The organism is Streptomyces sp. NPDC021562 (assembly GCF_040640875.1).
GTDB lineage: Bacteria > Actinomycetota > Actinomycetes > Streptomycetales > Streptomycetaceae > Streptomyces.
This window is the reverse complement of sequence record NZ_JBFACN010000012.1, coordinates 270,760-290,406: the sequence shown is the minus strand read 5'-3', so window position 1 is coordinate 290,406 and position 19,647 is coordinate 270,760. Positions and strand designations below refer to the sequence as shown.

Genomic DNA, 19,647 nt, shown 5'->3' with positions numbered 1-19,647 from the left:
GGCGGGGTGGGGGGGGCCGGCCCCCGCTGGTGGGTGGCCACCTTAATCCCCCGGGGCCCCGGCCGGGTTCGGCCTGGCCCCATCCCTTTGGGGGGGGGGGCCCGGCGGCCGGGGCCCCCCCCGCCCGTCCGTGATTCCGGTGGTCGTCTTTTCTCAAGTGAATTGCCGTCGCCCTGGCGGCCCACTACTTTAACTCGCAAGGAAACCGCTTGCCCGACCGGGCGCCATGCCGCGCTGAAACGATTACTCACTGGTAAAACCCCTTGGTAACAGGGGAGTTGGCCGCAGACGTGAGGTGGAACCTTGGGCCGTCCCGAACGACCGGTGGATCCCGCCGACGGGCCCGTACCGCGTTTCGCGAACGAACTGAGGGAACTGCGCAGAGCGGCCGGTTCGCCGTCGTACCGGACGATGGCCAAGCACACCGGTCTGTCGGTGACCGCCCTGTCGCGGGCCGCGTCCGGGGAACGGCTGGCGTCGGCGGCGGTGGTACGCGCCTACGCGCAGGCGTGCGGGGCCGATCCGGACGAGTGGGAGCGCCGCTGGGAGGCCGTGGCCGAGGAGGCGCGCCCTGCGTCGGCGCGGGACGGCGACTCGCCGTACCAGGGTCTTGCCCGGTTCGAATACGGCGACCGGGACCGTTTCTTCGGCCGGGAACGGCTGGTCGAGGACGTCCTGGCGCTGGTGGCGGAGCACCGGTTCGCGGTGCTGGTGGGCGCCTCGGGCAGCGGCAAGTCCTCACTGCTGCGAGCCGGCCTGCTGCCCCGGCTGGCGTCCCGTGGCGCGGAGTTCCGGCTGATCACGCCGGGGCCCCGGCCCGCGGCCACCCACGCCGGGCTCCTGGACCCGCCGCCGGACGGCCCGGAGCGGTTCGTGGTGGTGGACCAGTTCGAGGAGATCTTCACCCGGTGCCGGGACCGGGCCGACCGCTGGCGGTTCGTGGACCGGCTGCTCGCCGCCCGGGAACCCGCCGGTCGGCTGCGCGTGGTCGTCGCGGTGGGCGGCAGCTTCCACAGCCTGTGCACCGAGCACGCCGGCCTCGCGGAGGCGTTACGCACCACGGCGCTGACCGTCCGCCCGATGAACCGAACCGAACTCCAGGAAGCCGTCGTCCGGCCGGCCACGGCGGCCGGACTGCGGGTGGAGCGCGAACTCACCGCCCGGGTCGTCGAGGAGGCCGCCGACCAGCCCGGTGCGCTGCCGATGCTGTCGCACGCCCTGCGGGAGACCTGGCGAAGACGGCGCAGCGGCGTCCTGACCCTGGCCGCGTACGAGGCCGCGGGCGGCATCCACGGAGCGATCGCCGCGGCGGCCGAGGAGGTCTACGGCGGCCTGACCCCCGCCCAGGCCGCCACCGCCCGCCGGCTGCTGCTGGCACTCATCGAGCCGGGCGCCGGCTCCGCCGACACCCGCCGCCCCGTCAGCCGCGCGGACCTGCGCGAGTGGCCCGACCCCGAGGTGCCCGAGGTCCTCCAGCGGCTCGCCCGCGCCCGGCTCGTCACCCTCGGCCAGGACAGCGTCGAACTCGCCCACGAGGCCCTGATCACCCGCTGGCCGCGGCTGCAGGGCTGGATCGACGCCCACCGCGAACGGCTCGCCGAGCATCGCCGCCTCAGCGAGGCCGCCCGGCTCTGGCAGGAACGCCGCCACGACTCCGGCAACCTCTACCGCGGCGCCCAACTCGCCGTCGCCGACGTGCTGTTCGGCCGCGGCGTCAACGACCACGACCTCACCGGACGGGAACGCGCCTTCCTCAGCGCCTCCCGGGTCGCCCGCCGCATGGACGGCTGGACGGCGGGCCGGATCCGCAGCCGGACACGCGGGCTGGCCGTGGCCCTCAGCGTGGTCCTGGCGGCCCTGCTCGTCGCCGGGCAGCTGGCCTGGCAGCGCGGCAACGCGGCCGACCTCGAACACCTTCGCGCCGGGGCCCTCCAAGCCGCCGCCCTCGCCGGCCGGACCCAGTCCACCGACCCCCGCACCGCCGCCCTGCTCAGCGTCGCCGCCTGGCGGCTGGCCCCCTCCCCGGTCAGCCGCGCCGCCCTGCTCAGCGCGCTCGCCGAACCCGAGGACGACGTCTTCACCGGGCCGGTGCCCGGCGAGAACGGCGGGGCCTTCCTCGCCGACTCCGGCCGCACCCTGCTGGTGGCGGGCGCGGGCTCCTGGTCCACGTGGGACGTGACCGGGCACCGGCGCACCGGGGCCGGGACCCTGCCGGACGCGCAGGTGACCGCCGCCGACCCCACGGGCCGCACCGTGCTGCTGGCCGGGCCCGGCGGGCGGCGCCCGTGGCGGCTGCCCGAGGGCACCGGCCGACGCGCGCCGGCCGACGGCGAGGTCCTCGGCTTCGGGGCCGACGGGCACAGCTACGTCGTCAGGGAAGCCGGGGCCGACCCCGGGGTGCGGCTGCGCGCGGTGGACGACGGCAGCACGCTCTTCCGGACGGCGGCGGCCGACGCGTATCCGGTGCCCTCGCCGGACCACCGCCTCGTGGCCGTCTGCCGCCCCGGCCGGTCGCTGGAACTGCGGGACACCGTCCGGGGGACGGTCCGGCACGGCGGCTGGCAGGGGCTGCGGACACCGGACTGCTCGCCCGGGACCGTCGCCCTCGGGGCGGGCGGCACCCGGCTCGCCGCCGCCTCCGACACGGGGGCGGGCGTCTGGGACACCACCACCGGGCGCCGGCTCGCCGCCCTCACCGGGTCCGGCCTGCGGCACCTCGCCCTCACCGCGGACGGGGCCTCGCTGGCGGCGGCCGGGCCGGACGGGGTGACGGTGTGGCGGATCTCGGCGCCGGGGATGCCGGTGCTGCGCCAGCCGGTGCCCGGCGGCCCGATCACCGACCTCGCCTGGGACGTGAACGGCTCGGTCCTGCGCTACCTGGCGGGCAGCACCGTGCACACCCTCGACCTGTCCACCGCCCTGACCACCCCGTGGCGGGCCCGGCCCCTCGACGCCGTACTGCTCAGCCCGGACGGCCGGTTGCTGGCGGCCGTGGAGCGGACCGCGACGGGGTATCGGCTGCGCCTGGCGAGAACGAGCAGCGGCCGTACGGTCGCCGTACTCCCCTTCTCCACCCGCTCCCTCGACACCTCCCACGTCCTGCTGGCCTTCAGCCCCGACAGCCGGGCCATCGCCTACGGGGCCACCGTGGCGGCGAGAGTCGCGCCGAGCGAGGGTGGAGCGAGTGGCGGGGCGAGTGGCGGGGTGAGCACGGCCGCGCCTGGCGCCGGGGCGGGTGGGGCGAGTGGTGGGGCCAGTGAGGGTGGGGCGAGTACGGGTGGGGCGAGTGGTGGGGTGGCGGCTGGTGGGGCCAGTGCTGGAGCGGCGGGTGGTGGGCTGAGTGAGGGTGGGGCGAGTAGTGGGGTGAGCACGGCCGCGCCTACCGCCGGGGCAGGTGGGGCCGCGGCTACCGCCGGGGCGGGCGGGAGCGCAGCTGGCGTGGGGGCGGGTGGGGCCGCGGCTACCGCTGGGACAGACGGTGCCGCGGCTGGCGTCGGGGCGGGCGGGAGCGCAGCTGGCGTCGGGGCGGGCGGTGCCGCGCCTGGCGCCGGACGGGGCGGTGTCGCGCCTACTGCCGGGGCGGGTGGGGCCGCGGCTACCGCTGGGGCGGGCGGTGTCGCGGCTGGCGTCGGGCCGGGCGGAGCCGTTCCCACCGCGCGGTTCACCGTGCGGGACACCTTGCCCGGTGGCCACGCGGGTACCTCCTTCGACGTCACCGGGCCCGCCGCCGCCACGGCCCGCGCCATCGCCCTCACCCCGAAGGGCCGGCACCTGCTGGTCGGCTGGGTCGAGCCCGCCGGCACGGTCGTCCCGCAGATGTGGGACACCGCCCGCCGGACCCGGGCGGCCGGTCGGGACGTGGGCGAGGCGGCGGTGCGGGCGGCCATGTCCTCCGGGTTCTCCGGCCGGACCGCCGTACCGCCGGACGGGCCGAACCCCCGGACGCCGCTCACCGAGGGCCGCGGCAGCTACGACCTCGCGCTCAGCCGCGACGGCAGGCTCCTCGCGACGGGCGGGGCCTTCGGCACGGTCACCGTGTCGGACACCGCCGGGGCCGACGGACCCGTGGCGGTGATCCCCGGACCCCCCGACACCACCGGCTGCGCCCGCTGCGCACGGATCAGCGCCCTCGCCTTCAGCCGCGACGCGACCACCCTCGCCGTGGCCTACGGAGACGGCGTCCTGCGCCTGTGGGACCTCGCCCTGGACCGGCCTCTGGGCGGCAGCCCCACCACCCCCGGCGACGTGATCGACTCCCTGGCGTTCGGCCCCGACGGCTACCTCTACGCCGCCGGTCCGCACGTCCCCGTCCAGGCCTACGCCGTCGGCCCCGCCCAGGTCGCCGCCCGGCTCTGCGCACGGGCCGGCGGGACCCTGACCGCCGCGCAGTGGCGGCGCTACCTCCCCGACGTGCCCTACCGCCGGGTCTGCGGGGGACCCGAACCGGACGACACGGGCACCGGCACCCTCGCCACGCTCGCCCAGCCGACCCGGACGCCCCCCGCGGCCACCGCGTCCCCCGCAGCCGCAGCCCGGACGCCCTCCCCGCGCCCCCGATCGCCACACGGTCCGGGCCGCCGGCACCCGACCCCCCACAGGACGGCGACCGGCCAGAAACGCGAGCACGGACCCCATGGACACCGGAGCGGGCACCGGCGCGACGACCGGCCTGCCGCCCACGGCCCGCGCGGCGGCCCAACGGACACCGACCACCCCGACGGCCACCGGCCGAGCAACGACTGACCCCCCGGAGGGTTCTGGCACCGCGGCCCGGGGCGGCGGTCGCCGGGTCCTCGACCGGCGGGGCGTGCATCTGTGGCGCGGCTGCGCGGTACGTCCGGGCGGCGGCGGCCGGTCGCTGTGACCGGCCGAGTGGCTGCCGGGCGGGTGAGCCGGCCGAGCGGACACCGGCCGAGTGGGTGCCGGGCGAGTGGTGGCTGTCCTCGGCGTGGCTGCCTGGCGTACCCGGCGGTAGGGTCCTCGGTCTCGTTGTTTACCCCTCTGACCTGGGTTGATCAACAATTCCGGCGCTCCCAGAGTGGTTCCCGAACGGCCCGCTCCGCCGCCGGTGGCCTCCCCCCGGTACGGCGGCGGAGCGGTCGTCGGGCCGGCCCTCCCACCCCGAGGGCCGGCCAGAGAAAGACACGCACGTGCAGTTCCCCGACCGTGTCAGCCGCGGTTCTCCCCGCAGGGGGAAGCCGGCACCCACTGGAGTACCCGATGCGATTCCCGCTCCGCACCACCTCCCCCTCCCGCCGCCTCGCCCGCAGCGGCGGCGCCGTCGCCGCCCTCGCCCTCGGCGCCTCCCTCATGGCGGCCCCGCAGTCGTACGCCGCCGACTCGCCCACCACGAAGCAGCTCCTCGACGCCTGCAGCTGGGCCGACCTGTGCGAGTTCCACCCGCAGAGCTACTCGACGTACACCGGCCCGAACCACCAGGTCGGCTCCACGGCGTACAACTGCGCCAGCCAGACCAACCAGCACCGCATCGACTGGTCCGACACGACCGCCTCCACCAACTCGGTCGGGGTGTCGATCACGGCGAGCGCGAAGTTCTGGGAGGTCTACGAGGTCTCCGTCGAGACCAGTTACCGCCACGACTGGACCACCTCGCACACCGACACCGAGAGCGACACCGTCAACATCCCGGCCGGCTACAAGGGCTGGATCGAGCGCGGCACCGCCAAGCAGAAGGCCACCGGCTGGTACGAGATCCACTTCGGCAGCCGCTACTACGGCCACTACATCTGGTACGTCAACGACTACGTGTCGACCGGGTTCAACAACGACAACCCCAAGGCCGGTTACGTCAACTTCAAGGACGCCAAGATGACCGCCGGCGAGCGCGCCGCGCACTGCTGAACCCCACCGGACAGCGGGCGGCCCCGCATGGGCCGTGAGCCGTGCCGGGTCGCCCGCGCCAAGCGAGAGGTCATTGCGTGAAGCCACACGAGCCGGTCCGGCGCCGTCGTCCGCGGGCCGCCGCAGCCGCCCTGTGCTCGCTGCTGCTGCTCCTGGCGGGCTGTGGCGGCGCGGCCGACGCGGACGGCCGGACCGCCTACGCCGACGGCGAGGGCCCGACGGTGATCGGCACCGACGGCTCGGCAGAGAGCCGGGTGGTGGCGGCCCTGTACGGAGAGCTCCTCGTCGACGCGGGGGTACGGGTGCGCAGGGCGAGCACCCGTTACGCCTCGCCCGCCGACACCGCGCGGGCGGTGGTGGCGGGCCGGCTCGGCCTCGCCCCCGCGTACGAGAGCACGACGCTGCGCGCCCTGCCCGGGGGCCGGACCGTCCCCGGCAGCACCATGGCGGCGGCCCTGAGCACGGCCCTGCCCCCGGGCGTCGTCGCCCTCCCGCCCGTCGAGGCGGACAACGGCGTCGTCCTCGCCGTCACCCGGGCCACCGCCCACCGGTACGGCCTGCGCAGCCTCGCCGACCTGGGCGGGGCCGGCGCCCGCCGCACCCTCGGCGGTCCCGCCGCCCACGACCCCGACGCCCCCTCGGCCGCCGCACTGGAGAAGGCCTACGGCGTCCGGCTCACCGAGACCGGTACCGCGGCCACCGCCGACGTCCTGGTCCTGCGCGCCACCGACCCCGCGATCACCGGGGACGGCCTGGTCGTACTGACCGATCCGGCGAACACCCTGCCCCCTGAGCACGTCTTCCCGCTCATCGGCGCTCCGTACGCGGGCCTGTCCGCACGCAAGGCCCTGGCCCGTCTCGACTCCCGCCTGACGACGGCCCGGCTGTCGGCGCTGGCCGCGTCCGTGGAAGCGGGCGCCTCGCCGGAGCGGACGGCGAGAACGTGGCTGCGGTCCAACGGCCTGGCCGACTGACGCCCCGCCGCTCCCCGTTCCCGTTCCCGTCCCCTCTTCTCCCGTTCCCTCCCCGACCCCCCGACTTCCGTCCTGTCCGGAAAGGCACGAACGACATGGGTACCCTCCGCCGAAAGCTCACCGTCGCCGCGCTCGCCGTGGCCTCCGCCGCCGGGGTCCTCGCGACGCCCGTGACGGCCGCCGCCGCCAACGCCTACGTCCAGCTCAGGGTCTGCAACGACAACGGCGCGGCCCTGCGGTTCTACCTCGTCGGCTACAACGACCACGGCGACTGGGTCGGCTCCCGGTTCTGGGACGTCCCGGCCAACGGCTGCAGCACGGCCGCGGACTACTGGTGGCAGACCGACCGGTCCGTCGAGTTCCACTACGTCCGCCCGCCGGCCGGCTGGTCCTGGCACCAGGTGTACGTGCCGAAGGGCCACGACGGCAGCACCTGGACGTTCCACCAGTCGTAGGCACGACCGACCACCGAACGCTCAGGGCCCGGCGCACCCACCGGGCCCTGAGCCGACACGTGTCAGGCCGGGTCGTCGTCGAGGACCTTCTTCAGGTCAGCGACCGTCGTGGGGATCTCGCGGTCGAAGGCGAGGCCGTCCAGGCCCTCGTCCGTGACCACCGCGAGCAGGGCCCGGTTGCCGACCGCGGTGACGACGACGTGGCCCGCGCCGCACCGGGCCGTGACCTGGCGCAGCGCGCCGGTGTGGCCCTGGTCGGCCAGGCGGTGCCCGAGGGAGAGGGCGGCCGCGGCCACCGCGGCCATGGACTCGGGATGCGTCTTGTCGGCGTCGCTGGCCACCACCAGGCCGTCGACGGTGGCCAGCACGGTCTCGGACACGCCCATCACCCGGTCGCGCAACGAGACGAGGATGTCCTGCACGGGGTCGTTCATGATCGCTTCTTCCTGTGGTGCGTGGGCCGTTGCCCCGAACTAGCGCTTGCGGCGGGGGAGCGGGGCCGCCGACGGCCGGGCCGCTGCCGCCGGAGCGTGGGGTGGGGTGCGCGGGGCCGTGCTGGGCCGGCCGGCGGCGGTGGCCGCCAGGGGCTGGAGGAGGCCGAGGGCGAGGAGGTCGCGGAGGTCCAGCATGACCGCGAACAGGCCGCGGCCGAGGGTGAACGCGATGTCCCGTGGGGTGCGCCGGCCGTCGGCTGCGGTCAGGACGGCCCGGTGGCGGGGGGAGAGGCGGGCGATGCGCGCCGGGTCGCCGGCGGCCGGGGCCGGTGCCAGGCGGTCGCGGGCGAAGCGGGCGGTGGCGCCGCGTTCGTTGGCGAGCAGCCGGATGCGGCGGGACGTCTCGCTGACCATGCGCGCGGGCGGTACCGCCGTGCCCGTGTCGAGGTGGGGGCGGGGCTCGGCCGCCTCCCAGCCCTCGGGCCGGGTCAGTGCCAGCGCGAAGGCCGCGTCGAAGAGGGCGGCCTGCCCGGTGATCTCCAGTTCCGCGGCGCCGAGGAGTCCCCGGGCGACCAGTTCGCTGGCCAGGTGGGCGGGGTCGGTGCCGGTGGCCCGGAGGGCCGCCCAGTCCTCCTCGGCGATCCGGCGGGACTTGAGGAGGAGGACCTCGACGCCCGGGGCGGCCGGCGTCTCCATGGCCACGACCAGGCCGTCGCGGACGTGGATGACCCCGCCGGGGTTGCCCGCGACCAGCACGGTGGCGGAATCCTTCCGCGTGTGCAGGGCGGTCAGGAGCGCGGGGACGTTGCGGGCCGGGGCCGTCTCCTGGGTCATGCGAGCAGCCGGCCCGTGCGCTCGGCCAGGTCGCGCAGCACCCAGGTGATGTTCGTACGGTCCCGGTCCACCAGGGCGAACAGCAGGAGCGGATCGCCGCCCTGGCGTTCGACCACGGTGGTCACGTGGTGCTGGGTGGCGGTGGTGACGACGATGCTCTCCAACTCGCCGACCGCTCCCGCCGCGTTGAGGCGGGTGGTCGCCAAGTGGGCGGTGACCTGGGCGTCCTGGGCGACCGGCGGGTCGCCTTCCGTGCCGTGCCCGGCGTAGGCGAGGCCGGTGACGCCGTCCAGGAGGGCGACCGCGGCCACGCCGGGCGTCCCCGCGACGTCGTGCAGGACGGAGTCGAGCGAAGCCATGAGTTCCCCCTCCTGACGCTCGCTTCGCACAGTACTTTATTGCCAACTCTTGCAACACCGGCCAAAGATGATGCTTATTCGGACTGGAAAAGGTCGGGAAGCAACCTGGTCCGGACCTGTTGCGTCCGAGGCGACCCACGTACGGAAGATCGAGGGCACCAGCGTGAACATCGAGACAACGCTCAAGGAAGCCATGAGCATCGACGGCGCCCTCGGGGTCGCCCTCGTCGACTACGAAAGCGGCATGTCCCTCGGGGCGCTGGGCGGCGGTCCGCACCTGGACCTGGAGCTGGCGGCGGCCGGGAACACCGAGGTCGTCCGGTCCAAGAAGCGCACCCTGAAGTCCATCGGCCTGGACGACGAGATCGAGGACATCCTGATCACGCTCAGCAGCCAGTACCACCTGATCCGCCCGCTGCCGAAGGCCGGCGGCTCGCTCTTCCTCTACCTCGCCCTGGACCGCGGCCGCAGCAACCTCGCCCTGGCCCGGCACAGCCTCAAGAAGCTCGAGTCCGAGCTGGAGATCTGAGCCGCCCGGCCGCCGGGGACGCCGACGGGGCGTCGGCAAAGGCGCGTGTGGTGCGGGCGTAGCGTAGAGGGCATGACGAAGTACGGCTCTTTTCCCGGTTCGCGTCCCCGGCGGCTGCGGACCAGCCCCGTCATGCGGCGCATGGTCGCCGAGACCCGGCTGCACCCGGCGGACTTCATCCTCCCGGCGTTCGTCCGGGAGGGTGTGAGCGAGCCCGTGCCGATCGCCGCCATGCCCGGGGTCGTCCAGCACACCCGGGACACCCTGAAGAAGGCGGCCGCGGAGGCGGTCGAGGCGGGGATCTCCGGGATCATGCTGTTCGGCGTGCCGGAGGAGGGCAAGAAGGACGCCCTCGGCACGCCCGGCACCGATCCGGACGGGATCCTCCAGGTCGCGCTGCGGGACGTGCGGGCCGAGGTCGGGGACGACCTGCTCGTGATGTCCGACCTGTGCCTCGACGAGACCACCGACCACGGGCACTGCGGTGTCCTCGACGCCGAGGGCCGCGTCGACAACGACGCCACCCTGGAGCGGTACGCCGAGATGGCCCAGGTGCAGGCCGACGCGGGCGCCCATGTCGTCGGGCCCAGCGGGATGATGGACGGGCAGATCGGCGTCGTCCGCGACGCGCTCGACCAGATCGGCCGCGAGGACGTCGCGATCCTCGCCTACACCGCGAAGTACGCCTCCGCCTTCTACGGCCCGTTCCGCGAGGCCGTCGGCTCCTCGTTGAAGGGCGACCGCAAGACCTACCAGCAGGACCCCGCCAACGTGCGTGAGTCGCTGCGGGAGCTGGCCCTGGACCTGGAGGAGGGCGCCGACATGGTGATGGTCAAGCCGGCCGGCCCCTACCTGGACATCCTCGCGCGGGTCGCCGACTCCGTGGACGTGCCGGTGGCCGCCTACCAGATCTCCGGCGAGTACTCGATGGTCGAGGCCGCCGCCGAGAAGGGCTGGATCGACCGCGAGCGGGCCATCCTGGAGACCCTGACGGGCATCAGGCGGGCCGGTGCGCAGAACATCCTCACCTACTGGGCGGTGGAGGCCGCGCGGCTGCTGCGCTGAGCTGGCTTCTCCTGGGCGGGCACGATCAAGTCGCTTTCGGAGTTAGGTTGTTGACGAGCGATCGTTGATCGTTCGAGCAAGACCTCTGCCGTTCCTCCGCGCCGACCGCCCAGGAGACAGCCATGTCCGGTGACGCCCTCGACCAGGACCCCGCCGAGCTGCGGAGGAGGATCGACAACACCAGGGCGCACCCGGCCCGGGTGTACGACGTCTTCCTCGGCGGCAAGGACAACTACCCCGTCGACCGGGCCGCCGCGGCCGCCGCGCTCGCCGCCAACCCGCGCGGCTACCTCGACGTCCGGCACAACCGCGACTTCCTGCGCCGTGCGGTGACCAGGCTCGTCGCCCAGGACGGCATCCGCCAGTTCCTCGACGTCGGCACCGGTCTGCCCACCGCCGAGAACGTCCACCAGATCGCCCAGCGGATCATCCCCGACTCCCGGGTCGTCTACGTCGACAACGACCCGGTCGTCCTCGCCCACGCCCGCGCCCTGCTCACCAGCGGGCCCGAGGGCCGCACCGACTACATCGACGCCGACTTCAAGAACCCGGCGGAGATCCTCGAACAGGCCGCGAAGACGCTGGACTTCGACCAGCCGATCGCCCTGTGCCTGGTCGCGATCCTGCACTTCGTGGCGGACGAGGAGGCCTACCCGATCGTGTCCCGGCTCCTGGACGCCCTGCCGTCCGGCAGCCGGCTGGTGCTCAGCCACCTTACCGAGGACCTCAACCCGGAGAACATCCGCGCGGTCCAGCGGACCTACACGGAACGCGGCTTCACCTTCGTGCTGCGCTCCCGGGCCGAGGTCGAGCGCTTCTTCACGGAGAACGGCCTGGAGCTCGCCGCCCCCGGCGTGGTCCCCGTCCACCACTGGCACGCCGACGACGCGGCCCCCGTCCCCGACCAGCCGGAGCCCGCCTACCTGGCCACCCTCGACGACATCGAGAAGGTCCGCTACGCCGACATCAACGACGTCACCGACGCCGACATCAACGTCTACGCGGGCGTCGGCACCAAGCGCTGAGACCACCGGCGGCGAGGCCACGGGTACGGCGGGCGCCGGGTGCCTGGTGCGGTGGGCCGCCGGGTTACGGGTACGGCCGGGCTCGGGGGTTGGCGGGCCGCCGGGCTCGTGTCGCGGGGCTGCGGAACCCGGATATGGCCGGGCTGCGGGTCGGCCGGGCTACGGGTGTGGGTGGGGTTCGGTGTCGGTGGCCCAGTGGATGTCGGTGTCCGCGGGCCGCCGGGTTCCGGTGTCGGCGGGGGCGGAGGGCGTCGGGCTGTCGGGCCGGCTGAGGGAGGCGGCGGACGGGCCTTCGTCGCGTACTCCCTGTCCGTCGCGGCAACCGGTGAGGGCGCTCGCGGTGACCAGCGCCAGGACGGCCGCCGCGAGGAGACGGCGGCGGCCGCGGGCCGGGGCGGAGTGCGTGGCGGACATGCGAGGGCTCCCTTGACGTTCTCGGCGTGGTCGACGGTCACGAAGCATCCTCAGCCTGTGGCGCGGCCCGCCCGCATCACCAGACTTAGCGGGCGATTCGGGACGCCCGTACCCGGCCCACCGCGCTGACCTGCCACGTTCCCGGCGTCTGGGACGCCGGTACGGGACGTCCGCATCGCGGAATCACAGGTGTAGACGGCACGTACCTCTCTACGCTCCCGCCAGGACGAGGATCAAGACGAGGACCAGCCAAGGAGCCGCCCATGACCGTCACGCCCGCCCCCGCCCCCGCGACCGCCCCCGCCGCGCTGCCCCCGCTCGCGGCCCGCAGCCGCAGTGTCGGCGGTTCGCCCGTGCGGGACATCCTGGCGGTGACCGCACGCCCCGAGGTCATCAACTTCGCGGGGGGCCTGCCCGCCCCGGAACTGTTCGACCGGGAGGGCATAGCGGCCGTCTTCCGAGCGGTCCTGGAGGAGACCCCGGAGCGGGCGTTGCAGTACTCCACCACGGAGGGCGAGCCCACCCTGCGCGCCGCACTGGCCGCCCGTCTCGGCACCCGGGGCCTGCCCACCGACGCCGACGACCTGCTGATCACCACCGGCTCCCAGCAGGCCCTCTCCCTGCTGGCGACCGCGCTCGTCGACCCCGGGGACACGGTCCTGGTCGAAAGCCCCTGCTACCTGGCGGCACTCCAGGTGTTCGGACTGGCCGGGGCACGCGTCCTGCCCGTCCCCTGCGACGCCGACGGCGTCGACCCCACCGCCCTGGCCGAACTGATCCGCACCGAACGCCCCAAACTCCTCTACCTCGTCCCGACCTTCCAGAACCCCACCGGCCGCACCATGCCCGCCGCCCGCCGCGCCGACCTCGCCGAGACCGCCGCCCGGCACGGCCTGTGGATCGTCGAGGACGACCCCTACGGCGACCTGCGCTACGACGGCGAGCACGTCCCCTGGATCGCGTCCCTGCCCGCCGCCGCGGACCGCACGGTCCTGCTCGGCTCCTTCTCCAAGGTCATGGCCCCCGGCCTGCGCCTCGGCTGGCTGCGCGCCCCCGACGCCCTGCGCCGCGCCTGCGCGGTCGCCAAACAGGCGGCCGACCTGCACACCCCGACGGTCAACCAGCTGGCCGCCGCCCGCTACCTCGACGTCCTGGACGGTCACGTCGCCAAGGTCCGCGCGGTGTACGGCGAACGCCGGGACGCCATGCTCGCCGGCCTCGCCGACGCCCTCCCGGCGGGCTCCGTCTGGAACCGGCCAAAGGGCGGCATGTTCCTCTGGGCCCGGCTCCCGGAGCCGTACGACACCACCGCGCTGCTCCGCCGGGCGGTGGACCACCACGTGGCCTACGTCCCCGGCGAACCCTTCTACGCCGCCGACCCCGACCGCGCCACCCTGCGCCTGTGCTTCGTGACGCAGACACCGCAGGAGATCGGTGAGGGCCTGCGCAGACTGGCCCAGGCGCTCGAGAAAGCCCGGTGAGACCACCACGCACAGCACTAGTCTGCCGACGTGACCGAATCCCAGAAACCCCGCGCTGTCGTCGCTCTGACGGATGTCTCCGTCCACCGCCGCACCACCGGGCAGGAGATCGTCCTCGACGGGATCGACTGGACGGTCCGGCCCGGCGAGCACTGGGCGCTGCTGGGGGCCAACGGAGCCGGCAAGACCACCTTGCTGCGGCTCGTCGGGGCGGTCATGTTCCCCACCACCGGCACCGTCGAGGTCCTCGGTGACCGACTCGGCCGGGTCGACGTGCGCGAGCTGCGAGCGCGCGTCGGCCTGGTGTCCGCCTCCCAGCAGGTCCCGCTGGACGCCACCGCCCACACCGTCGTCCTCACCGGGGCGACCGGCACGGTGCAGCCGCTGTGGCGGGAGTACGACACCGCGACCCGCGAGCGCGCCCACGTCCTGCTCGCCGAGCTGGGCTGCAAGGAGCTCGCCGGCCGCCGGTTCGGCGACTGCTCGGGCGGCCAGCGCGCCCGGATCCTCATCTGCCGCGCCCTGATGGCCGATCCGTCGCTGCTCCTGCTCGACGAGCCGTTCAACGCCCTCGACCTCCCGTCCCGCGAGGACCTCGTGGACGCCCTGCACCGGCTGGCGGCAGACCGCACCGACCTCGCCACCGTCACGGTCACCCACCACCTGGAGGAACTCCCGCCCAGCACCACCCACGCCTTCCTGCTCAAGGAAGGCCGCGAGCTGGCGTCCGGCCCGGTCGACGGCGTGCTCACCCCGGACAACATGACGGCCTGTTTCGGACGTCCCATCCATGTGGGCCGCCACGACGGCCGGTGGTACGCCCGCTCGGGCCGCTAGGCGACACGGCCCCCAGGAGAGTGGTCCTTTCGTATACCGGTTACCGGCCGCTCGACCGTGCGGAAAACCTGCAGTATCAGCGACTTGACGCGCACTTCCCCGTGCTGCTCCCGTCGCACTGCATTCGGCACCAGAGAGAGCGAAGAAATGAACGAGTCGCACACTGTCGACGGTCCCGGGGTGAGCGGGATGGGCACGGGTTCGTTCGCGAGCCCCGACGACATCCCTGACAGCGGCCTCCGTTACGCGGTTGCCCTGCCGTTCTACCAGAAGCACGGCATTTACGTCGAGAACGCGGGTAAAGTCCTCGAAGTGAAAGGAGGGGCCCATGAGCTGAAGATCGGAGAAGAGCGGTCCACCACTCAAACGATCCCCGTGGGTGGCGGTGGTGATGACGACTGGCGTAGCACACTCAAATCCGTAGTGGGAATCGCCGTGAAAACGGCGGAGGATGCCCTGAGGGACAAGTATCCTGCCCTTCCTGACGGCGCGATCTCCAGCCTGCTCGGGTTCGGTGCGAGCAGTGCCGATTCGGTCAGCAAGAAAGAGACGATCACCTTCGGCGTCAGCGACACGGTCAAAATTATTCCCCTCATCGGAAAGACCATCATCGCCCGACCCGTATATTTCAAGGTGAAATCCGTCTCCGACGAGTGGGTGAAAGAGCGCGAGGGAAGCCTGAAGCTGGTGAGGGGGAGCGTCGTCTCGGATGTCGTGGTGAAGATGGGTTGGATTCTGGAATGCCCCACCCCCGGGGGAGGGATGAGGCTCGCGCGGCAGATGCCGAGCAAGCCCGAGGCGGGGGTGGAGTACGATTTCCAGGCTGACACGCTGCTCAACGTCCCTGCGCCTGTTTTCCCTGAAGTGGATGAAAACGCTCCTCCTACCGGGCCGCCCGACCGAATGGCGACAAGCGAGGGAGAAAGCGGCGTTCGGTGGTATTTTTCTGGACCGCAGGAAAGCAGGGTGACATCGCTGGGCAGCGGGCTTCGTAAAGAATCGGTGTGGCCATGGGATCGCACGTGGAATACGGGGATCTCAGTGCAATGTCCGCCTCCGAAGCATCAAGGGGACTCCAGGACGTACGAATGCTACCGGGTCAAGTACCGCGTGGAGGGGACGAGCCCAACTGTTGGCAACTGGGATTGGGGGACCCGGTCCCAGGGAACGGTGTCCTTCGCCCGCGGGACGAGGACGATCGGGGAGGACGAGTCCGACCCCAGGACCATGGCTCAACACAGGGGAATTCCTGCCGATGGCAGCGAATACAGATATGACGTGCAGTTCGGCGCGTACCTTGATGGCGCAGCGGCCAGTCCGAAGGTGCACGTGGACATCATTCCGGTCAGATAGCCATCACCTGGCTCAGTCCCACCAGAAGTGCCAGACCCGCTCGCCGACCAGCTGCTCGGCGTACGACGAGAGGGTGTCGTCGCTGCCGGGCAGCACGGCGTACGGGCAGAACGCGAAGTGCTCGGCGGCGATCGCCTCCGCCGTGTCCAGGTCGGTGGGCGGGGCGGCGACCGACACGGCGAGGTGGTCCAGGCCGAGAGCCACCACCCGTATCCCGAACCGGTCCTCCCAGGAACGCAGCACCGAGCACAACCGGGCCACGTCCTCCTCGTAATTCACCGGCCCGCTCCAGCCGATCGCCGCCGGTATGTCCGCGCTGCGCCGCGCCGGCACCAGCGCCAGATGCGGCTCCTTCAGCCAGGGCCGCCCCTGGCTGAGCGCGTCGGCGACCTCGGCGGCCCGCGCGTCCGGGGCGGCGACCAGCGCGGTGGCGGGGGCCAGCCCCGGCCACTCCTCACCCTCCGGCGGGTCCTCCTCCCAGGAGTCCTCCAGCACGTCCTCGGCGTCGTGGTCCCCGGGGTACGACGTCTCGCCGGGCGCGAAGTCCCAGTCGTCCAGCTCGGACACGTCGACGAGGACCGGCAGCAGGCCCGCCCGTCCGGCCTGCGCACCGAGCGCCGTCCACGTCCCGGGGCCCGCGGGCTGCCCGGCGTACCACAACAGAGGTTCGTGCCAGGGCCCGCAGAGCGTCGCGTCGATCAGTCTCCCGGGCGGGAGCCGCAACCCCAGGGACCGACCACTCGGGTCGGTCGCCAGCTTGGGCAGCGGGTTGGGAAGAGTCGCCATGGCAGTGAACTGTAGAGCCCGCCACTGACAACGCCCCCGGACACGGTCACTTGAGGGCGGCGGTGAAGGCGGCCCAAGGGGCGGGGCCGACCGCGAGGGCCGGGGCGTCGGGGGAGGGCACGTTCTTGGAGTCACGGACGTGGACGACGTCGGGGCAGGCGGCGACCTCGACGCACGCGCCGCCCTCGCTGCCGCTGTAGCTCGACTTCCGCCAGGCGAGGGCGACTTCGATGCACTCGCCGCCTTCGTCACTGCTGTAGCTCGACTTGAACCACTGAAGTGCGGTGCTCATGGGTCTCCTAGCAGACGGCCCAGCAGGCCGTACGACTCCAGAGGGGACAGGGCCTGTGCTCGCAGCATCGCATACTTGCGCGCCAGCCTGGACACCTCGTCCGCGTCGGAAACCCACTGACTGCCGCGCTGGCCTTCGATGTAGGCCAGGTGCTGGTGGTCCGGCGTCTCCAGGAGGACGAAGGGGCCAGCTAGCCCCGCGTGGGAGGCGGCGGAAGTCGGCATGAACTGCAATGACACGCATGGAAGTTCGGCCGCGGCGCGAAGATGACGGAGCTGCCCCATACGTACCTCCGTTCCGCCGAAGGCGAGATGCAGCACCGGCTCCCAGACGACGAAGCTGACGGTCGGCGGATTCCTGCGGCGCAGGATGTCCTGGCGCTCGATACGCGCCGTCGTCTTCGGCTCGATCTCGTCCTCGTCGTAGGCCGGAACCCGTTCGCGCAGGACGGCTTCGGCGTAGGCCCTGGTCTGGAGGAGTCCGGGCAGCACCTGGTTCGCGTACGAGGACAGGGCGATCGCCTCGCGTTCGTGCTCCATGTACAGCTCGGCCCACATCGGGAACTGGTCGACGTCGGGCAAGTTGGCCACCCCCGCCGTCAGCACCCCCTTGGTGTCCAGCACTTCGTCGAGCCGTGCCGCCGTGTCCGGTTGCAGTGCCCGGCGGCCCTGTTCGATGGACGCGATCGTCTGGTCGTCGAGGCCCACCCGCAGGCCCAGTTCGGCCTGGGTCAGACCGGCCGCCCGGCGGGCCGTGCCCAGCTGCTTGCCGAGCATCTTCAACGACGTCTGGTTCTTCGGCCGCGGCGGCTTCTTCGCGCTCATGTCGGTCTCAATCCCCTGGGGCACGCGTACGTCACCGGCTCGGAGCCGTACAAAAATTTCGTACGGGTCCACTCCCTGCATCAGGTTAGTGACTCTGCGCGACATTCGTCTCGTGAACGACGCAAACGAACTCCTCTACCCCCGGGAACAGTTCTACGCCCGGGAGCGCCGATCCGTGCCCGCGGCCAGGCGGTTCGCCGCACAGTCGCTCAGGTGCTGGGGTCTGGCGGACTGGGCCCGCGCCGCCGACATGTCGCTGTGCGTGAGCGAGTTGGCCACGAACGCCCTCCTGCACGGGGTACCGCCCGGCCGCGGCTTCCTGCTGCGGCTGCGGTACGACGGCGAGGCCGTCCGCGTCGAGGTGCACGACAGCGGGCCGGGCCTGCCGACGCCCCCAGAGCCGTCGGACGACGCGGACGAGGGCGGCCGCGGGCTGCTGCTGGTCGGGGCCCTCGCCGACAAGTGGGGGGTGGCGGAGCGGGAGCTCGGCAAGGTGGTGTGGGCCGAGTTCGAGTCCGCGCGTGAGGCGGCGGACGGCAATCTCTCGGCCTCCGTCGCCCGGGCCATAAGGGATCAGTTGCTGCGAGACGCGATGGCGCTGCACGCCGAGGACAGCGCCCGTATCGGAGACGACCTGTGCGGCATCTGAAGCGTGGCCAGGTGTGGACCGACCACGTGGCCGAGCTGCGCCCCGGCGCGGTCCTCTGCGCGCTGCTCGACACGTCGGGAGAGCGGAGGGAATCGATGGTGACGGTGCGGGTGACGACTCCGCTCAGGGGCGTGGTCCTGGCTCCCCACGGGGGCGTTCCCGGCGAGCAGATGGAACGCGTGGACGTCGCGTTGCGGGTGGTGCTCAGTCTCTGACGCTTGCCACCGTGAGCAGTTGGTCGGCCCGGCTCCCGGTGGCGCACGCGTCATGGAAGGAACTTCACCTCGGGGAAGGCCGGGCTCGGGCCGTCGAGGAGATGCCTCCCGCGGTGCCGCAAGTGCTGGTCGAAGAAGGCCGGCGGATAGGCCTGTTGGATCCGTATCGACCGGACCGGGTCGAGGGTGCCGATCCAGTCCTGGATCTGCTGGTCGGTCATGCCGAGGATCTTGCCCGCCTGCGGGATCAGCGTCGCGTTGTCGCCGTATGAGTGGTGGATGGCCCCGTCGGCCTGGATGTCGAGCCGCCAGCCGCGAAGGTGCGTCCAGAACTCGGCGACGTCCGGCATGGCGGCCCGGGTGAACACGGCGGTCATCATCATGAACGGCCGGTCCAGATCGGTGGTGATGGTCGGCTGCATCGGGCCGTCGATGCTGAGTCCGGCTCGGACGCGCCGGTCGACGAGCATGGTGAGTGCGGTGGCGGTGCCCCCCTTCGACCAGCCGAACGCGCCGATGCGCCGGGGGTCGAGGGCGCCGAGCAGACCCTGGGGCAGTGGCTTGCCGTCGACGTCGGGGTTGCGGCCGGCTGCGACCCCCTCCACGCAGTCGAGCAGGAACCGGAGGTCCGCCGCGAAGTCCCTAGGAAACATCGGGACGTCGCCCGGGGTGACCACTCGGCCGTCGGGGAACTCGGTGAACGTGTCGTAGGTGTGGTCGACGGTGACCACCACATACCCGTGGCTGGCGAGTTCCTGGACCATGACGGTGTGGTCGCCGCGGTGGCTGCCCGAGCCGTGCGAGTACACGATGACGGGCAGGCGGTGGCCCGTACGGTGCACGGGAGCACCCACGTGCCCGGCGGTGAGCGGGCCGAGGGCGGGGTCGAGGGGGAAGCCGGCGTCTGTCACGAACGCCTGCCACGCACCCTCGGTCATCCAGGGGGCGCGCGGCAGGTCCACCGTCCCGCGGGCGGGGTACCAGACGCTGGCCATCAACTCGCGGTGACGCCCCGGGCCGGCCACGGGATCCGGGCGTGAGGTGTCGACGAGGTGCAGCGGCACCGTGCCCACCGGATGAGGCCCGGTGGGCGGGGGCAGGGTGAGTCGCGCCGGGCCGGAGGCGGTCGGAGCCGCCCACGCGTGGGACGCGGCGCCGAGCGGTACGGCGGTCCCGATTCCAGCGGTCAGCGCCGCCCGGAGCATGCGCCGGCGCGTCATGGGTTGTCGGCTGTCGGAAGCCGTGACGGTCATGAATCC

At 73.0% G+C, this 19,647-nt stretch carries 19 protein-coding genes and 1 pseudogene; 12 read left to right on the top strand and 8 right to left on the bottom strand.

Translation table 11 applies throughout. The features are described 5' to 3' along the window. The first annotated feature begins 303 nt into the window (after nucleotides 1-303). The 4 genes from AB0G52_RS21055 to AB0G52_RS21040 all read left to right on the top strand — a co-directional run bounded on the left by AB0G52_RS21055 (nucleotide 304) and on the right by AB0G52_RS21040 (nucleotide 7,291). Entirely contained in the window at nucleotides 304-4,743 is a 4,440-nt protein-coding gene (locus AB0G52_RS21055; RefSeq protein ID WP_361337798.1) for a hypothetical protein, read from the top strand. 477 nt (nucleotides 4,744-5,220) lie between these two features. Further along, a complete protein-coding gene (locus tag AB0G52_RS21050; RefSeq protein WP_132890426.1) occupies nucleotides 5,221-5,862 on the top strand; it encodes a hypothetical protein in 642 nt (213 codons plus the stop codon). Between the two features lie 77 nt (nucleotides 5,863-5,939). Further along, a complete protein-coding gene (locus AB0G52_RS21045) occupies nucleotides 5,940-6,836 on the top strand; it encodes a glycine betaine ABC transporter substrate-binding protein (RefSeq protein ID WP_361337796.1) in 897 nt (298 codons plus the stop codon). A 95-nt stretch (nucleotides 6,837-6,931) separates the two neighbouring features. Further along, entirely contained in the window at nucleotides 6,932-7,291 is a 360-nt protein-coding gene (locus AB0G52_RS21040; RefSeq protein WP_132890424.1) for a hypothetical protein, read from the top strand. A gap of 62 nt (nucleotides 7,292-7,353) precedes the next feature. Here AB0G52_RS21040 and AB0G52_RS21035 read toward each other — a convergent pair whose 3' ends face one another. Genes AB0G52_RS21035 through AB0G52_RS21025 form a run of 3 tightly spaced genes read right to left on the bottom strand, consistent with a single transcriptional unit; the run spans nucleotide 7,354 to nucleotide 8,918 of the window. Continuing rightward, nucleotides 7,354-7,725, bottom strand: a complete 372-nt coding sequence (locus AB0G52_RS21035; protein ID WP_132890423.1) for a roadblock/LC7 domain-containing protein — start codon at nucleotides 7,723-7,725, stop codon at nucleotides 7,354-7,356. A 39-nt stretch (nucleotides 7,726-7,764) separates the two neighbouring features. After that, nucleotides 7,765-8,559, bottom strand: a complete 795-nt coding sequence (locus tag AB0G52_RS21030) for a hypothetical protein (protein WP_361337794.1) — start codon at nucleotides 8,557-8,559, stop codon at nucleotides 7,765-7,767. Next, a complete protein-coding gene (locus AB0G52_RS21025) occupies nucleotides 8,556-8,918 on the bottom strand; it encodes a hypothetical protein (RefSeq protein WP_361337792.1) in 363 nt (120 codons plus the stop codon). The genes AB0G52_RS21030 and AB0G52_RS21025 overlap by 4 nt, the downstream gene beginning before the upstream one ends. Nucleotides 8,919-9,081: 163 nt before the next feature. On the opposite strand from AB0G52_RS21025, the gene AB0G52_RS21020 reads away from it, so the two are divergent. From AB0G52_RS21020 to AB0G52_RS21010, 3 genes are all read left to right on the top strand, one after another. Further along, nucleotides 9,082-9,447 carry a hypothetical protein gene (locus AB0G52_RS21020; RefSeq protein ID WP_132890420.1) on the top strand — a complete coding sequence of 122 codons (366 nt, stop codon included), beginning with the start codon at nucleotides 9,082-9,084 and terminating at the stop codon, nucleotides 9,445-9,447. 72 nt (nucleotides 9,448-9,519) lie between these two features. Beyond that, nucleotides 9,520-10,512 carry a porphobilinogen synthase gene (hemB, locus tag AB0G52_RS21015; protein ID WP_132890419.1) on the top strand — a complete coding sequence of 331 codons (993 nt, stop codon included), beginning with the start codon at nucleotides 9,520-9,522 and terminating at the stop codon, nucleotides 10,510-10,512. 122 nt (nucleotides 10,513-10,634) lie between these two features. After that, nucleotides 10,635-11,537: an SAM-dependent methyltransferase gene (locus AB0G52_RS21010; RefSeq protein ID WP_132890418.1), complete on the top strand. Its 903-nt coding sequence runs from the start codon at nucleotides 10,635-10,637 to the stop codon at nucleotides 11,535-11,537. 159 nt (nucleotides 11,538-11,696) lie between these two features. Here AB0G52_RS21010 and AB0G52_RS21005 read toward each other — a convergent pair whose 3' ends face one another. After that, nucleotides 11,697-11,951 (bottom strand): hypothetical protein, encoded by a 255-nt coding sequence (locus tag AB0G52_RS21005; protein ID WP_132890417.1) that lies wholly within the window; start codon nucleotides 11,949-11,951, stop codon nucleotides 11,697-11,699. Nucleotides 11,952-12,214: 263 nt separating this feature from the next. Between AB0G52_RS21005 and AB0G52_RS21000 the strand changes: the two genes are divergently transcribed. From AB0G52_RS21000 to AB0G52_RS20990, 3 genes are all read left to right on the top strand, one after another. Continuing rightward, entirely contained in the window at nucleotides 12,215-13,432 is a 1,218-nt protein-coding gene (locus AB0G52_RS21000) for a PLP-dependent aminotransferase family protein (RefSeq protein ID WP_361337789.1), read from the top strand. Between the two features lie 30 nt (nucleotides 13,433-13,462). After that, nucleotides 13,463-14,269: an ATP-binding cassette domain-containing protein gene (locus AB0G52_RS20995; protein ID WP_361337787.1), complete on the top strand. Its 807-nt coding sequence runs from the start codon at nucleotides 13,463-13,465 to the stop codon at nucleotides 14,267-14,269. Nucleotides 14,270-14,416: 147 nt separating this feature from the next. Beyond that, complete coding sequence (locus AB0G52_RS20990) at nucleotides 14,417-15,622, top strand: hypothetical protein (protein WP_132890414.1); 1,206 nt, start codon at nucleotides 14,417-14,419, stop codon at nucleotides 15,620-15,622. Nucleotides 15,623-15,634: 12 nt separating this feature from the next. Here the strand turns inward: AB0G52_RS20990 and AB0G52_RS20985 are convergent, their stop codons facing one another. The 3 genes from AB0G52_RS20985 to AB0G52_RS20975 are packed head-to-tail and all read right to left on the bottom strand — an operon-like array spanning nucleotide 15,635 to nucleotide 17,524. After that, nucleotides 15,635-16,408: a DUF4253 domain-containing protein gene (locus tag AB0G52_RS20985; protein ID WP_361337785.1), complete on the bottom strand. Its 774-nt coding sequence runs from the start codon at nucleotides 16,406-16,408 to the stop codon at nucleotides 15,635-15,637. A 46-nt stretch (nucleotides 16,409-16,454) separates the two neighbouring features. Beyond that, on the bottom strand, nucleotides 16,455-16,700 hold the full coding sequence (locus tag AB0G52_RS20980; RefSeq protein WP_361337783.1) for a DUF397 domain-containing protein: 246 nt from the start codon (nucleotides 16,698-16,700) through the stop codon (nucleotides 16,455-16,457). Further along, nucleotides 16,697-17,524, bottom strand: a complete 828-nt coding sequence (locus AB0G52_RS20975; RefSeq protein ID WP_361337781.1) for a helix-turn-helix transcriptional regulator — start codon at nucleotides 17,522-17,524, stop codon at nucleotides 16,697-16,699. The genes AB0G52_RS20980 and AB0G52_RS20975 overlap by 4 nt, the downstream gene beginning before the upstream one ends. A gap of 112 nt (nucleotides 17,525-17,636) precedes the next feature. On the opposite strand from AB0G52_RS20975, the pseudogene AB0G52_RS20970 reads away from it, so the two are divergent. Then, nucleotides 17,637-18,035, top strand: a pseudogene (locus tag AB0G52_RS20970) (ATP-binding protein); the annotation flags it as partial. 125 nt (nucleotides 18,036-18,160) lie between these two features. After that, complete coding sequence (locus AB0G52_RS20965) at nucleotides 18,161-18,388, top strand: hypothetical protein (RefSeq protein ID WP_132890409.1); 228 nt, start codon at nucleotides 18,161-18,163, stop codon at nucleotides 18,386-18,388. Between the two features lie 50 nt (nucleotides 18,389-18,438). Here AB0G52_RS20965 and AB0G52_RS20960 read toward each other — a convergent pair whose 3' ends face one another. After that, a complete protein-coding gene (locus AB0G52_RS20960; RefSeq protein ID WP_361337779.1) occupies nucleotides 18,439-19,641 on the bottom strand; it encodes an acetylhydrolase in 1,203 nt (400 codons plus the stop codon). Nucleotides 19,642-19,647 lie beyond the last annotated feature (6 nt).